The 15,307-nt window shown below is 49.8% G+C and carries 16 protein-coding genes and 2 pseudogenes; all 18 read right to left on the bottom strand.

What is annotated here, in order from left to right:
* Positions 1–837: 837 nt before the first annotated feature.
* The 18 genes and pseudogenes from ACWWJF_RS08435 to ACWWJF_RS08350 all read right to left on the bottom strand — a co-directional run bounded on the left by ACWWJF_RS08435 (position 838) and on the right by ACWWJF_RS08350 (position 14,992).
* Positions 838–2,505: a terminase large subunit gene (locus tag ACWWJF_RS08435; RefSeq protein ID WP_455869202.1), complete on the bottom strand. Its 1,668-nt coding sequence runs from the start codon at positions 2,503–2,505 to the stop codon at positions 838–840.
* Positions 2,483–2,860, bottom strand: a complete 378-nt coding sequence (locus tag ACWWJF_RS08430; RefSeq protein ID WP_455869201.1) for a phage terminase small subunit P27 family — start codon at positions 2,858–2,860, stop codon at positions 2,483–2,485. The genes ACWWJF_RS08435 and ACWWJF_RS08430 overlap by 23 nt, the downstream gene beginning before the upstream one ends.
* Positions 2,861–3,003: 143 nt before the next feature.
* Complete coding sequence (locus tag ACWWJF_RS08425; protein WP_455869200.1) at positions 3,004–3,462, bottom strand: HNH endonuclease; 459 nt, start codon at positions 3,460–3,462, stop codon at positions 3,004–3,006.
* Positions 3,463–3,759, bottom strand: coding sequence for a head-tail connector protein (locus ACWWJF_RS08420; RefSeq protein ID WP_455869199.1), 297 nt, complete (start codon positions 3,757–3,759; stop codon positions 3,463–3,465).
* Complete coding sequence (locus tag ACWWJF_RS08415; RefSeq protein WP_455869198.1) at positions 3,752–4,093, bottom strand: phage head closure protein; 342 nt, start codon at positions 4,091–4,093, stop codon at positions 3,752–3,754. Before ACWWJF_RS08415 ends, ACWWJF_RS08420 begins: the two co-directional genes overlap by 8 nt.
* On the bottom strand, positions 4,090–5,316 hold the full coding sequence (locus ACWWJF_RS08410) for a phage portal protein (protein WP_455869197.1): 1,227 nt from the start codon (positions 5,314–5,316) through the stop codon (positions 4,090–4,092). The genes ACWWJF_RS08415 and ACWWJF_RS08410 overlap by 4 nt, the downstream gene beginning before the upstream one ends.
* Positions 5,301–5,852, bottom strand: a complete 552-nt coding sequence (locus tag ACWWJF_RS08405) for an HK97 family phage prohead protease (RefSeq protein WP_455869196.1) — start codon at positions 5,850–5,852, stop codon at positions 5,301–5,303. Before ACWWJF_RS08405 ends, ACWWJF_RS08410 begins: the two co-directional genes overlap by 16 nt.
* Before the next feature lie 14 nt (positions 5,853–5,866).
* The gene (locus tag ACWWJF_RS08400; protein ID WP_455869195.1) at positions 5,867–7,057 is read right to left on the bottom strand and encodes a phage major capsid protein; all 1,191 of its coding nucleotides are present in this window, start codon (positions 7,055–7,057) and stop codon (positions 5,867–5,869) included.
* Positions 7,058–7,554: 497 nt separating this feature from the next.
* Positions 7,555–8,295, bottom strand: coding sequence for a hypothetical protein (locus ACWWJF_RS08395; protein ID WP_455869194.1), 741 nt, complete (start codon positions 8,293–8,295; stop codon positions 7,555–7,557).
* Positions 8,252–8,467 (bottom strand): hypothetical protein, encoded by a 216-nt coding sequence (locus ACWWJF_RS08390; RefSeq protein ID WP_455869193.1) that lies wholly within the window; start codon positions 8,465–8,467, stop codon positions 8,252–8,254. Before ACWWJF_RS08390 ends, ACWWJF_RS08395 begins: the two co-directional genes overlap by 44 nt.
* Positions 8,468–8,544: 77 nt before the next feature.
* Positions 8,545–9,567: pseudogene (locus ACWWJF_RS08385) on the bottom strand (helicase RepA family protein); the annotation flags it as partial.
* A gap of 162 nt (positions 9,568–9,729) precedes the next feature.
* Positions 9,730–10,569, bottom strand: a pseudogene (locus ACWWJF_RS08380) (primase-helicase zinc-binding domain-containing protein); the annotation flags it as partial.
* A complete protein-coding gene (locus ACWWJF_RS08375; protein WP_455870998.1) occupies positions 10,566–10,907 on the bottom strand; it encodes a hypothetical protein in 342 nt (113 codons plus the stop codon). The pseudogene ACWWJF_RS08380 and the gene ACWWJF_RS08375, both read right to left, overlap by 4 nt.
* A gap of 15 nt (positions 10,908–10,922) precedes the next feature.
* Complete coding sequence (locus ACWWJF_RS08370) at positions 10,923–11,501, bottom strand: hypothetical protein (protein WP_455869192.1); 579 nt, start codon at positions 11,499–11,501, stop codon at positions 10,923–10,925.
* A gap of 183 nt (positions 11,502–11,684) precedes the next feature.
* Positions 11,685–12,287, bottom strand: a complete 603-nt coding sequence (locus ACWWJF_RS08365) for an ORF6N domain-containing protein (RefSeq protein ID WP_455869191.1) — start codon at positions 12,285–12,287, stop codon at positions 11,685–11,687.
* A complete protein-coding gene (locus tag ACWWJF_RS08360; RefSeq protein ID WP_455869190.1) occupies positions 12,280–13,305 on the bottom strand; it encodes a hypothetical protein in 1,026 nt (341 codons plus the stop codon). The genes ACWWJF_RS08365 and ACWWJF_RS08360 overlap by 8 nt, the downstream gene beginning before the upstream one ends.
* A gap of 14 nt (positions 13,306–13,319) precedes the next feature.
* Positions 13,320–13,730: a helix-turn-helix transcriptional regulator gene (locus ACWWJF_RS08355; protein WP_455869189.1), complete on the bottom strand. Its 411-nt coding sequence runs from the start codon at positions 13,728–13,730 to the stop codon at positions 13,320–13,322.
* A 50-nt stretch (positions 13,731–13,780) separates the two neighbouring features.
* Positions 13,781–14,992: a tyrosine-type recombinase/integrase gene (locus ACWWJF_RS08350; protein WP_455869188.1), complete on the bottom strand. Its 1,212-nt coding sequence runs from the start codon at positions 14,990–14,992 to the stop codon at positions 13,781–13,783.
* Positions 14,993–15,307 lie beyond the last annotated feature (315 nt).

Here is a 15,307-nt window from a genome sequence, read left to right as displayed (position 1 = left end):
TAATTTATTTAATTTAAAATCCAAAAATTCTAAATATGTTATACATAGTTTTATCCAAAATAGCCTGAACAAATATGCAGAAAAGTGAACGAATCTGAATGCCTAAATCAGCCTGGGAGAGGGCAAAAATCGAAACAGGGAGATGTCTGGCACATCGGCGACGACATAAAAACAGGGGAAAAAATGAAGCTCAGGTAGGCCAGCCAGAGAAGAAGCTTTTCCTTAAGTGAATGAGGTAGCAGATAGGCGACTCTCCACATCGTCCATTTCGTCCATTTTCAGTTCTCCTGCGAATTCGGGGGTTTTGCTGTACCACCTGTACCACTTTCTCCAAAGCCAGATGTGGCAAGGCTTTGCGGTGGTACAGGTAGCGTTTTTGAGCTGTGCCAATCTGTACCAGCCTGTACCATGTGTACCCAGCAACTGTGCCACTTTCCGGCAGCACGTAGCCCAAACTCCTCATGCTAGCCAGAGAAAAAGCTTTCTTCTTGGCTGGCTATCCCGGCAACATACATTCCCTGCTCGGCATAACACCTACAAAAATTTCGTAGGTTCTGGGAGGCTCTACAGAAGGTTGGTTGTTTTATGAACTACGAAAATTTTGTAGTTATCCTCTAAGCTAGTGACTAAAAGTCACGCACAAAGTTTGAGTATGCCTCAGGGGTAGCATTTGAAATGTGACCCTTTGGACGATGCACACCCGGTGCGCAGACTTATCCTGCAAATTTGCAGCATCTCCACCTTTACACTCCCCGATTTTGGGGAGCTCAGATTTTGAGCGATGCGATAATCGTCGCACCGGTATAAACCCCGGGATTTTCCCGTAGTTTAAGCCCCTCACACCCCACTAAACGCTTCAAGTCGCTGCTTCTGCTCATCACTTAACGAGTAGGCAAATTCCTCATGCTCGGCCTGTAGTGTCCCGAATGCCATCAGGAACGCGATCGCCGGGTCTATCTTGTTGGCGGATTTCTTCTTGTTCGGCTTGATATTGGCGTTGGCGTCGCTCTCCATCACCACGTTCCCCATCGCCCATGCCAGCACCGGATCCCCGTTGTGCCGGATAATCTGGCGGTTAACGAATACCTCTGCTGACTTGGCCACCGGACTGAATCGCATATAGGTTTGGGGGAATGGCTCCACGTCGAGCCCTGCGCCCTGTAGCTGGGTTCTCAGGTGGGTAGCGTTCCATGTGTCAAAGCCAATCAGCCGGATAGTAAATCGTTCACTGTCCTTGAGGATGTCATCGCGTATGCGGTCATAGTCGATGCAGTCCCCCTTCGTGGTGCGTATCCAGCCCGCTTTGGCCCACTGGCGATAGATAGCCCGGTTCTTGTTGGCGACGTTCTCAAGCTGCGCTTCCGGCAGGTAATGGCGAGTCAGTAGCAAGATTTCATTTTCACCGGGGAAGGCGTAGCACACGCTGGTTATATCGCCTGTAGAGGACAAATCCAGTCCGGCATAGCAATCTCTCCCTTTAAGGCTCTCTTCGCTGTGATCGGCTTTACAGGCTTCCCATGCGCCCGTACCCATCCACGGCGTAGCCCCTTGGCACCAGAGGTTAAAACGCTTGGTCAGCATCTCCACCCACTGCGAGGGAATACCTCTAGCTTTCTGTATCGTGTCAACCAGCGCCGCCTTATCGACGGACACGCCCAGATTGGGATTGGCCTTTATCCATTGATCCGGATCGCCTACTTCGTTTTCGTCGTCGAGTTCATAAATCAGCGCAAACAGGGATTCATTCATTTCTTCACCCGCCAATATCTGGCAACAGTAGTCGTAATGCTGTTTACAGGCGGAAACGACGTTGCTTCCGGCAGTGGTGATAGCGAACAGCAGTCCCTCGGGACGTGCGCCCATGCCCAACTCAAGGGCTGAATAAACGGCGTTATCCGGGTGGAGGTGGTATTCATCCACGATAGCGAGGCTTGGGTTCGTTCCCTCGATGGTGGCGGCCTTGGCAGCCAGCGGCTTAAGCAGACTATTTGATTTCGGGTAAATCAGTTTATGCTGCTGGATAGTAAGCCGCTTTCTCAGTGCCGGGGAAATTAGGCTCATCTGGCGAGCATCATCAAACACAATCCGGGCTTGGTCTCGGCTCACCGCCGCCGTGTAGATATCGTGCTGCCCCGGCTCCATGACGAGGAAGTAGTTAGCCAGTATTGCTGCCAGTGTCGATTTAGCATTCTTGCGCGGTACTTGAATGTAGGCGCTACGGTATTTACGTCTGCCTGTCTCTGCATCCTTGAAGCCAAGGATATTGGCGAGGGCAAATTGCTGCCACGGCGCAAGATGAATCGGTTGGCCTCGAAGCGGCCCCTTGACATGGGGGCAAAGGGTGGAAAACGCAATAAAGCGCCCTACAGCCTCTGTATCGAAGCCGTAAAGGGGGTTACGCAGGTCCTTAAAGTACCTTTCAACAGCCTCTTTAAGGCGTTTACAAGCGGGAATATTGCCATTTCTGACCCCCTCGGCGTATTTATGCCATGCATTTTCTGGCATTCAATAATTTCTCAATGTCATCTTCTTCCTCGATTTCTACCGGATTACGGCGACGAGATACGGGGTCAAAGCCCAGCAGGGAGGCCATTTTTATCATGGTTTTTTCTGCTTCAGCCTTGGCGCTTAATGCGGGGTTCCGGCTTTCGCTGCCCTGACTGTTGGCAATGCTAAACCCGCGCTCTGCAAGGTCTGCAACGGCTTTCCTGTAGATTGAGTAGTTGACGCAGTAGAGTTCAAGGCTACTCCAATCGGTTGGATTAAGATCGCCACGTTCAGCTACAAAACGGGCCTTGGCTTTCCACTCTGTTGCCGCTATCTCGTCGAGGTAGTCAGGTGCTTTAGGTGATCTTTTCATAGTGTTTTGTTTCTTAAGGTATTTTTATTTTCTAAAAAATGGGCGCGCATAAAAATTTGAGGAGGCGGGTGGTCCCAGAACGGTAGGGGCCTTGTCCTCAAAACTCCCCCCACCTATCTATTTTATATTTATAAGCATTTGATCTAATTATTTTTAATGCCATTAAGGTTATACTCGTGTATCCAGTCATTACGATGGGCGGCCTTCTCTTCCTGTTCGCGGAACATGCCCGCCTTGCGCTGTGCTTTGGTCTGCGGGTCTTTCGTCATTGTCTTGCGGGAGTGGCAACTCATGCATAGCGCCTGATGGTTATCTTTCCACCAGAACAGCACATCACTGCCACCATCGACCGGAATGATATGGTCAACTATCTTCGCGGGGGTATAAATCCCTTTGCTCTCGCACATCACACAAAGCGGATGCTCTTTGATATATATCAATCGGTACTTCGCCCATTGGCTGGAGTAGCCACGCTGGGTATGCGTTCCCCGGCGCTTATCCTGTAGGCGTCTGGCTGCCTGCTTATGCAGCTCACACTTGCCAGACTTCACACGCTTAAAGCAGCCCGGCTCTGTGCATCTTCTTAATGGTTGGTATGGCATTCAATAAATTCCTACGTCACGGTAATAATTCCATAGGCTCTTTGTGGTAAACGGTAACTCGCTGGCTTTGTCGCCTGCTCTCACTGCTTCCCGGTTCTCGTACCAGAAGCCTATCAGTAGAAGGCATCCCACCTTTAGCGCCGGAGTAAATTTCATCCCATCGCTGAACTGCTTGCCGATATGCTTCTGGCAGACATCTAGCGCGGCCTCGATATACCCTTGTATCAGGGGGTCTTCGTCGTCTTTATCAATGCGACAGTGCAGTTTCACTTCTGCCAGCGTAATCAGTTCAGCCACGTTTCACGCCTCCCTTACACAGCAACTCAAGACGGGTGCCTTTATCGTCTGGGATCGGCGGACCGATAATATCCAGCATTTTTCCGGCAAACGGCCCGGTTAGGCACAGCAATCGTGACGCTGCAGATACATCACGGCGGTGACGCATCCACACACGTATTGTCGCCTCGGCAGATACCGCGCCTGCCGCTACACGTTCACGCCCGTTAATACCTGTTACCTGCGCCCATACCGTAGCTGTATCACGCCACGTTTTAATGGGCTGACCGCCCGCATCCCGATAGGAGGTAAAATGTTGAATTGTCACCCGGTGACGTAATCCGCCCGCTCTCATGGGGTCGTCTCCTGCTTCACCTTCACTTCCTGCTGCCATGCCTGACTGAACTCATCGCCACCTTCACGAGGTGATAACCCTTCACGCTCACGGGCTTCATTGGGACTCATCACCCCGGATTTAATCGCGGTCTCGTAACTTTGAAATCGTTCTTGCGGGTTCGAGCGCAGCAGGTCAGCAGAATCAAATTCAATTTGATAGCGCACATGGGGTATGCTGGACTCCACCAGTAGCGCCGCCTTGATTTGCTGCTCAAAGTTGGTCAGCCACGGGCGGATTGTCATGGTCAGAAAGGCACGGCTGGCTTCGCTAAAGTTGCTGTAGGTGCTGTTGCTGTACTCTTGCAGAAAAATAGGACTCACATTGAACATGCGCCCGACGTCCTCAATCGTCATGCGACGGGAGGCAAGCCATTCCGCATCCTGATTGCTCATGCCCAGTTTTTCGTACTGCATGTTGCCTTCGAGAATGGGCGTTTTACCCGCATTCCTCGCCCCCTTGTAGCGCTCCAGCGCCTCAAGCGCCTTGACGCCTTTAACGCCGTCGAGCCAGTCACCCGATTTGATAATCCCCGCCGCCATCATCCCATCTTTCATGATGCTGGCACCGTGGCGCTGTTGGGCCAGTCCAAGCCCCAGCGTTTCCCTGCATTGTGTTATGGGTGAGCGCCCCATAAAGCCGTCATCAGTGGCATACCTGAGGTGCAGTACTTCATGTTGTAAGTAAGTTCTCGACTTACCGCTATATGGCTCTGTAACGGTATAGGCGTAACGATGGTCGCCAATCTGGTTCACCGTCACGGCTTGCGGCGGGTAAGGGTGTAAGCTTTTGGGCTGTCCGTCCTTTCCCCACTCAATGACGGCATAGGCGTTACCGTTCAGCAGACAGTGGCGCATCAGCGTCCGCTTGAACTGGTAGGCCGTCTGGCAGTCGTTGGGGGCTTCGTTCAGCAGGTAATCAACCGGGTGGTCACTGAGCCATTCCCGCGCCTCCTGCCCGTCATGGTGCGTGACCCGGTACAGGTAGCAGGGCATGGCTGCGACGGCTTCGCTAATCACCGTCACGGCATTCATCACAGCGGGTAGCGATTCCGCCGTGGTCGGCGATACATATTCCCCGGAAGCAGAGTTAGGAACACCGGCCAGAGAGAGAAACTCATCTATCGTCAGACTGCGGGCTTCGCTCTTACGTTTGAAGGGCCACATGTTCACACCGCCACCCATTGCAGCCAGCGGCGGCGGTTATCGGCTACATTTTTAGCTGATTGATGCAGTGACCTTCTGGCTATCTCAACGGCGCTTTCAGGATAGGCGGGGAGGCTGGTTATAGTAATTTCCTTTAGCTCAGCGCGTTGCACGGTTCTCACGTGGGGTTTACGGGCAATATTCCAATAGTCTTTTAGCGCACGAAAGCCAAAGCTCATCCCAGTAATGTCACCACGCTCTACCATCGTCAGCACATCCCGGCCTAACTGCGTATCCGGGGGATTCAGGGCGAAGTGCAGCCCGGTTTCATCTTCATGCAATGCCAGCGTGCCGGAAGCCGTTCTGCCCAATAAGCTCTTGGGGTCATGCTCCCAGAGCGCCAAGACATCCTGACCCGCCGCCAGATGGTCACGGAAGGCATAGGGGGCGAACTGTTCAACAAATTCATCGAACAGCACATGTGAACAGCTATTCCACTTCACCGCATACCCGGTCAACGCTTGGTCTTTCCGGGTAAGGGTGGCTGTGCGGATTTCGATATCATGGGTATTCATTGAGTGAGTCACCCTTAACCACCCGTTCCGCCGCTTCCTGCCGCTTTGATTTCCAGCACTTTGATAGCGTTGGAGTCAACCAGCCCGCCGCCGAGGTACTTGCTGGTATGCAGCTTGAAGAAGTTCGGCTCGGTGATCGCATCTGGACGGGTACGGGTGCCGGTCTCGTGGTCAACGATGGTATAGCCGCGCTTGAAGTCGCCTACCGCCAATACCGCCTTGCCCGCTGCCGCATCCGGCATGTACTCAAGGTAATGCACGGGATGACCTAACAACATATCCGGGTCGCCTGCCTGCATCCGGTCGCGCCAAATGTAATCGCCGTTGCTGTTTTTCAGCTTTTGCAGCGTCGCGGCGGTATTGGAATTCATTACCCATACGGCATTTTTGCGGTATTGCTTCTTCAGCTTGAATATCAGGTCGATTAACTCGTCAGCCGTTGGTGCAGCGCCGGCAGTGACCAGCTTTTCCAGCTTGCCGAAAGCCCGCTCTTTATCGTTCTTGGCTTCACGGGTATAGGCCAGAAATCCCTTGGCTTTTTTGTCGCCATCACCCGTAACCAAATCTGTTTCTTCGGTCTCGGTAAAGGTGTCGGCGATTTCCTCAGTCAGCCAAGAGAGAATATCGACATCGCTAAAATCAAGAATTTCCTGCGTGGTCTTGGGGTAGGCATAGATTGGGAAGAGCTTGATGCTAACCTCTTCCAGCTTCGGAGACGCAGTTTCGTCACGTTTCTTACCTTCTTCTCCGTGAGTTACCGCTGCGCCTCCAACGGACACGAGTTTTTTATATTCGTTGCTGTGAACCCGCTTGACCGTACAAATCTGACGCATCTCGGAGTTATCCATCAGGCGGCGCATAATCTGTTTGTCGAGTTCAGGAATAACCGTATAGCCACCATCGGCTGGCGTACTGGTTGATAATGAACGAGTATCGCCGGTCATCACGTAGTGGCGTAATTCTGCGTTGGTAAGCGGCTGGCTCACCGGGGTAGTGATATCAGTCTTGGCGCGTGTTTCCTCGACAATGGCTTCATAGCGGGCAATATCGGTATTCAGGGAATCAGCCTGTGAACGTAATTCATCAAACTGTTTCGCTTCTTCGTCATTCAGGCTGCGTTTTTCCTGTTCAGATTGCGTTAATAGGGTTCGCATCTGTTCAGCAATAGCCGTTTTTTGCTGGCGTAATTCAATTAATTTTTTCATGGCATCTCTGTCTGTTTGGGAATAAACCTGCAACACCATAAAAAAGCGCAGCGGTTACTGTGTGAAGGATAACCGCCGCTACCACAAAAAGTATTGCAAGAACTTAGTTATGTCTGAACAGGAAATATTTTACACCTGTAGAATGCAGAAATAAATATAATCACTGATGCTCTTCTTTAAAGTGAACGAAAATAAACGGCCACGAACGAATATGAAAAGTATTTATTTATCTAGAGGCAATTATTTTTATCGTCAGCGCTCGTAAATATTTTCCTTTTGTACGGATTTATCCATTTCAAGGGTGATATTAGCCATCGCAAGACAGCCTTCAACAAAACCCTCAGCAGCCTGTAGCCGCTTGATGAGCGTTGTCCGTATCTCCTGTTAGTGAGGTGCTCAATCATGTATCCCGGCGTCGTCTGTAAGCTGGGTAGGCCAGCCAGAGAAGAGGCTTTTCCTTTGGCTGGCGTATTGGCTTAGCTGAAGTGCAAACATCATTAAGTTTTTACTTTCGATTTATCTACCACACCGTAAACGGCTTTCCAGTCAATATTAAATACAGCATTACGTTTATTGGCAGGTTTGAAGTCATACCCAGCTATCATCATGGCAACAATGAAGGCCATATTGGTTATGTAGCAAGATATTTCATTTTTTTCTTCATAGTATTGCTCGACTACATGCTTAAACCAGTACGACGAATGTTCTTTACAGGCTATTCTCGTCACTTTGGCGTGGTATAAACCCGTATCTTTTAACCATTCGATACAGCAACTAACTTGCTTAATAAAGAATGGTGTGCAAGGGTTCTCATGTTCATGCCAGCATTCATGCGCCAATAACCCATCGTATCCAGCATGATAATAATTAGCCCTAATTTGAGTTATCGCATGTCTAACTTCAATTTCAATATCCTTTGTATCACGCTCAATACCTTGAGGATAATAGCCTGACATTCCTTCCCCGATGCAACGTTTACCGCTGAATGGCCATTGCTTCCTCATAGCCTCGGTTGAAGCATTGCCATCTGTCCTGTTTTTTTGTGCTTCTGTCCATTGTGACGCATATTCATTGAATCCAATCTTATGCCCCTGCCGGAACCAATGAGCAATCATCACCAGTGTACGGGAAAGGCTATCAATATCCCCTCTGCATTCGCAATGTAGGACAAAACTCTTGAGAGCCTCTCTTTCTCTATGGCTCATTGATTGGGCCTGTTCCGGGTAACGCATTAACATTTTCTACTCTCCTTTTATCTGTAAACTGCTTATAGCGATAGAGCTGCTCTACCCACCTACTACCCACTTTTTTACCCACTTTTTCGATTACCCACTTTTTTACCCACTGACTTTTTGGCCCATAAAAAACAATTAAAATCAATACCTTATAAATTACCCACTTTTTCCACATATAGGCGAGAAAAGTGGGTAAATTTGTTAATTAAATGTTAAATCTACCCACAGCTACCCACTTTTTTACCCACTTTTTTAGCTCTGGTCTTTTTTAATGACAGGGTGTAAATCGTCACCTTCCACACGTACCAATCCCTCATTTTCGAGTTTTGTAAGCCAGCGACGGAAATGCTTAATATCTATTCCCATTGCTTTCATGTCGTCGCGCACTAAGGCTGCCGTGCATGGATCTTTAAGTGACGTTCTTGAGCGTATGCATTGCCATAGTGCCGTATGGTTATCTGTCTTGTTGCTAACCGTACCTGATAATGGATCTTCCTCCTTCGGCTCACGCGGCTTATCAATCACGGTTAGAGAGGTCACAAGCTCGCCGTCGCTATCGGTGAATAGCTCGACTACGCGCAGGTCATAAGCCTTGGCCTCTGGCTCCTCTGCGTCCTTCATCTTGGTGCAGTCAATGATTAAGGCGTCTCCTTTCCCCTCACGGCTGATTTTAAATTCAGCATCCAGCGCAGCGCGGAAAGCACTTGAACCCCGCGCACCTTTCGACTCATCCTTGCCGGAATGGTGAATAACCAGAATTGTTGCACCCGTTTGTTTTTTAAGCTCATCGCAACCGCGAACAAAAGCGCCCATATCTTTAGCATCGTTCTCATCAGAGCCACCAAAGCAACGTGCTAGGGTGTCGAGAATAATCAAGCGAACAGGTTTGCCGGTTTCAGCCTCTACCTGTTTGGCTGCAATCGCCATTTCCTTGATTTCCATCGGTGCGGCGGGGAATATCGGCGTATTTACGAGGTAAAGATTATTAGCCTCCTGACCATGTACGATTTCCCATGCTTTAATGCGACGAGGTACACCAATACCACCTTCACCAACTACATACATTACAGCCCCATGCGCGACACGGTGTTCTCCCCAATCTTTACCCGTTGCGACATGACAGGCCCATGAACCAGCAAGAAAGCTCTTATAAGAGCCGCTAGGCCCGTAAATACTGCATAATGAATGGGCGGGAATAAGTCCCTTAACCACATAATCAAGCTGGGTATCAAATCCGGCAGATCCTACGCTCATTGGCAACCTCGTTTTACGTTCAGGATGAATAACCTTAACGTTATCGTGTACCTGTCCGAGAGTCTGCACATTGCCATATTCATTTTTCATTTTTTTATCCTCAACGTGATTCATTATTTTGATTACCGGAACTACGGTACTTGCCACAAAAGCCCGCTGTAGCGCCTCTACGCCGTTCTGCTGGCGGTAATCGTTCCAGTCGGCCTTATGGTCAGTTGGCGGCACGGCAAACAGGCAAGAAGCGGCACGTGCGGCTTCCTCGGCGGCGAGCTTGCCCACGTTCTCACCCTCCGGGGTCACATCGTTATCTCCAGCGATAATGATCGGCGTTTGGGGCAAGCGCTCTCGCACCGCCTGAGCGACGGATAGCAAATTCCCCGCATCAATGGCTGCCAGTATGACCTCAGCGCCCACCACATCGAGACTCAACGCAGTGGCATAGCCCTCGGCAATCACCACGGAATCGGGGTTGTCGGGGATATCACCGACGGGAATAAAGGCCCCTTTCTTTTTTGTGCCCGCGAGCAGGCGTTTCTCTCCAGTGGGCCGTATGGTCTGAGCGCCGGTTACCGTACCCGCCATCGTGCGCAGTACCAGCAGCAGCGAACCATCCTTGAGTAGCGGATGGGGGCCTTGCAGCCCCTTATTGTTGAGATAGACGGACTCGCCCATATGGGTAGCTTTCATCAAAGCCGCCACCCGTTCAGCTATCGGGCGCAGAGGCTTCTCTTTGGCTGGCTTCTTCTCCGGCAGTGGTATTGCCATCACCTCAGCCACCATTGTGGCAGCCTCGGGTGCAGTGCATTTCTTGACCTTCATCACTAAATCCAGCCCTGTACCCGCCCCACAGTGTGAGCAAAAGTAAGTGCCTCTCCCTTCCTTGTCGTCAAAGCGATAACGGGTATTGCCACCACAGTGAGGGCATTCGCCCTCCTTGGAATGGGTGGAAATGTCGAGGCGCTGCAAGATGGCTTCCCAATGCCCGTTGGCCTTGAGGCGGATATCATCGACAAAAGTGGTCATACCAACGCCCTCCCTGCGATGCTTGCGCCCATGTCTTTTTTCATGCTCTCCCAGAGTTCGCGCCCGTAAGCGGTCAGCCGCTTGCCCTTGATGCAGCGCTTAAGCAGGTCAATAGCGAGAGGCTCCCAGCGGTGATAATTAAGTTTCAAGGCGCTCAATCCGTAAGCGTCTATCAGGTCACGCACCCCGGACACACCGCCGATAATGTCAACGAGGATGTCCTGCCCGCCGGCGCTCACGGTAAACCAGTCGCCACCGTTCTCTTTTTTTATCGCGGCATACACCGCCGCCGCATACTGGTTAGCCAGCGCATTAAGGCGGAAGTTTTTTGTTACCAGTGCCATATTTCCCCCTCAGTGTGCGGTTGGCGCTTCCGGCATCCCGGATTTGTTGATTTGCTGAATGAAGCCATCATGCAACTCGGATAGCACCTCACGCCCCATATCGGAGAGGCCACCGTTTTCACCACGCATGGAGGCATAGAACCGGATGGCGTTCATCATTCCCTGTTCAGAGCCGTATTTTTCAATCAGCGCCCCTTCGATGTTGTTAGCCATCGCGAAACGCTCAGCCGCCAGATACAGGTTAATCGCGCCATACTCGCCCTGATAAACCGCACATTCCTTGAACTCGCCCGGACGCCATTCAACGGTAACGGTGCCATTGGCTTCGCGTTGCTCACGGTTGAAGGCGTAGGCAATCAGCCAGCGCCACATCAGTAGCGCATCCTCACTTGTATAGTCGTAACCCGACTCTCCCCACTTCACGGCGATGGTCAGTGCAAAATCTAGGTCGTCATCCCACTCACCAGCGTCAAGGCGCGTCATGGCATCGGCGTAGGGGATGAGGTCTACATGCTCGTACAGGCGCTCAGCGGTGTGTTGCGAGATGTTGATACCGTCCGGGGTATTCTCGACGTGATAGCGGCTCATGCGGCATCCTCCATCACAGCAGCCAACGTGCGGCTAACTTCACAGTTGAGGTCACAAGCTATACTGAGTAAGTCGATAAGAACCGGAGATACTTTCTCATCATTAGCCTTATCAAGAATGACTTCATACAGTGAACATGCCGCACTTGCCCGGTATGCGGCGGTATCGAGAGGGATAGGAGCGTTACGCATGTGCCACCTCCTTGGCAAAGTCGCCCAAATCACAGATAGATATCTGATGCAGGTCAATTAATGTCCTGATTGCCGGACGTATCTGCTTTAATTCCTTGCGGCGTAATGTCATGGCAGCACTTCCGGGCTTACCGTGACCGAAGGAAGATTCTTTCTCGGCCTTGGCAACGATGTGCTGGGCTTTCTCCGGTGGCATCTCGCGCAACTCTTCGAGGCTGGGGATCTCTACGTGGCGGAGTTCGCCTAAGGTGTTGCGGCGGAAGTAGGCATCTACCATCTGGCGCTGTACATCCCAAGAGAGGTCATCACCGAAAGGTTTCACCAGTAATAAATAACCGGGTTCTGTAATGAGGATCCCCTTCGGTGTGCGAGGCGGAAATACACCTTTCAGCGACTCGGGGTCTTTAAGACCCCAAGTGAGCTCGAAGAAGTCTTTTCCCTCAACAAAGCGGGATTTATTGCGGTTGAATGTCCGTTTCGCGGCTCCCTTCTTGCGCCCATGAGCCTTATCAATCATGGCGAAGGTGACGACGCGCTTACCTTGGTACTCGACTACCGGCATAGCGGTGTTCTGGATGGCAACGAAGTTAGACATGTGCCACCTCCTGAACTGTAACGATTTCCGTTATGGTTGAGGTTGAAGGTGGGGTGATTTTGACCCTTCCTTGCACAGGTTGACGACCAGCCCATATCAGGCGGCTGTCTTTGAACAGGGCGATGAAGGTGCGGCGATCTTGACGGGTAAACGACACTTTGCCGTAGGGCACAGTTGAGTATTCGGGGATAATCCAGTAGATATCAATAAACTCGGGGCGAGTTTGGGTGGTAGCAACCATAGCGGTGGCCTCTTCTGTAAGGTTTTGCAACCTCACCGCCTCGATGTCAAACGAGGTGGCGAGACGTATCGGGGTTGACATACCGGCACAGAAGAAACCAGCGAGCCCGAAGGCTCCCCCGTTACGTCCCACCATTATAGGGGCGCAACGCAGGCTTCGGACGCAAAAAAACCGCTGTTTGAAGCGGCTTATGTCCGCTTCTGTATTCAGGATGTCAAACCCGGCTGCCCATTTAGGGGCAACGCTACGACTATAGGACAGATTGCCAGTAGCTTGCAAGTGCGAATTTTGGTATAATTCCTTCGATTCCTCACAAGTAATCAACTGCATGACTCGAAGGGCCTGACGGGGCCCTTTTTCTTTGCCTGTCGTCTGCACAAATCCTGAATATGCTTTGTTATTCAGTAGGTTATCTGCACATACCCCCACCATATGAGTGTATGCTAAGCCATTGATTGTATTGCTAGAGGTCACTGTGACCTCCGGCATGGGGATCTGGTGGTGGCGAGATTTTGCACTCGCCGATTTTGGCGAGCTCAAATGGAAGACGTAATCATCATTTAACCACTTGATAAAATTACACTTCCTCACTTTGGCTAAACTAAATATTAAGCTCAATGAGCCAGCCAAGGAGAAGGCTTCTTTCTGGCTGGCATATCCCAAGTCTGCTAATCCCTCCGTTTCAATCGGAGGAATGCCGCACTGGAATATATCGCCCACTTTATTTAAGGCGCAGGGATACCCGTTCCGGTTATTACCGGAAATTATCGTTAACATGGTTAGACCTTATTTTAATTAGCGGTAGATTGCTTGTTTTTGCTTAAATCCCTGACAGGCGGATCTTGCATCCAGTGCAACACTTCGCTCAAGCGCCACGCATTCGAGGTTGCGCCAAGTTTAATACGTTTGGGAAATCGTCCTTCCTGTTCCCATTTCCAAGCACTGATTTTTCCTATCGCGGTAAGCTTATGCCTTTCATCTTCACGAATAAAACGTTCGTAGGGTTCGTTGACGGAATTAAGCAACTTTCGGCGTTCTTCATCCGTGGGGTAAACGTATTTATGAGCCACGCTATCATCTCCATGCTTCAGTATTTTTAAGTATGTTTTCAGAGTTAGATAAGAAAGTAAACAGGGCGGAGAAGCGGTTATTCTTCTCCACACTGGAATAGGACATTCAGATTTATTTCTCTCTATTTCCATCCATTTATTTTTGACATGGAAATATTTTCAATAAATAAAATTACGTTTGGCTACCGTTTAATTAATCCATCCGGTAGCACACTCTTTTCTGCCAGTTCATCAAGTCTGTCCATCCACCGATTTAGCGCGCCCAGTTTCTCCGGCAGGTACTGACTCCGGTTATAAATACCCATGACTCCCGGCATAGCATGGCCTAGAAGCTGCTCTACCACATGCGGAGCCACACCCATATCATTGAGTTTGGTTGCCAGCGTCCGGCGCAGGTCGTGCGCTGTCCAGTGTTCATCATGTTTAAGTTTCTTGGATATTCTTGAACCCATTTCGGCTACTGTAGAATTCTTCTTAAGTTCGCCAAGTAAATACCCGGTTCGTAAATTATGGGCGCGCAATATCTCAATACATGGTCGTATCTTTTCGGGTATAGGTCTAATTATAGGCGTCTCAGTTTTGCTATGCTCTTTAGGAACAGTCCATAACCCGTTATCTAAATCCCATTCATCCCAACGGGATAATCTAGCCTCTCCGCTTCGACAGCCAAAAACAATTAATATCTTTATCCATTCAGAATAGTAAGGGAGAAGGTCGTTATCATTGTTTATGAACTTCCATAATTGCCCGATTTCTGTATCAGTTAACACCCTGTCTCTTTTTCCTGATGTTTTTCCAACATCCCCTATGGTTAAGTCATCTAGCGCATTACTTATGGCATATCGACGAACACGGCAAAATTTTAACACTTGTTTGCTTAACTGAAATACTGCTCCGGCAGTTACAGGCATATGATTTATACGGTCAAAACACTCTAACCAATAACGAGTTTCACAGTCGGATAACGCCATGTTACCGATATAGGGATAAATATGCTTTTTTAATTGTTGCATCTTGCCATCAATGCTACTCACTCTACCCATAGCATAATGCTTTTCCCAATACTCAATTGCATCCTTAACTGTTACAGGTTTTAGCGATTCCTGTTTCTTGAGCTTAAGCTGGCGCTTGGGGTCTTTGCCATCAGATAGCCATGTCCGGCACTCGTCGCGCTTCTCCCTCGCCTTCTTCAGACTCATATCGGGATAGCGTCCCAACGTCACGCGCTGAAGTACCCCATTGTTGCGATAGGTGAATGTCCAGCTAATGCCGCCGACTGGTGACACTCTCACGCTAAGGCCTGCTCCATCAGCAAAGAACTCAGGCTTATCACGAGTCGTCCCCATCAGATTTTTAAGCCGCTTGTCAGACAGTTTGTTCAGATCTCCGCCCACTACACACCTCAATGTTTTACGCGAAAGTTTATACACATTTTACTGTAAGAAGGTGAATAAAAGGAAATAAGAATGAAAGGTTAAATCTTAAAAAATCTTATTAATCATGATATTTATGTGAGAAAGCTGAAGGAGATTGAAGGGTTGTGAACGATAAATGAAATTCTATGGAGCAGTTTCAGAGAATAAATCCAGATATACCCTAAATAATTCGAGTTGCAGGAATTCGGCAAGCGAATGAATGCCGATAAGCTTACTCCAGTAAGTGATTCGGGTGAGTGAACGTAGCCAACGCATCTGCAATTTGAAGTATGA

It is taken from the genome of Symbiopectobacterium sp. Eva_TO (assembly GCF_053848865.1).
This window is presented reverse-complemented; position numbering and strand designations above follow the sequence as displayed.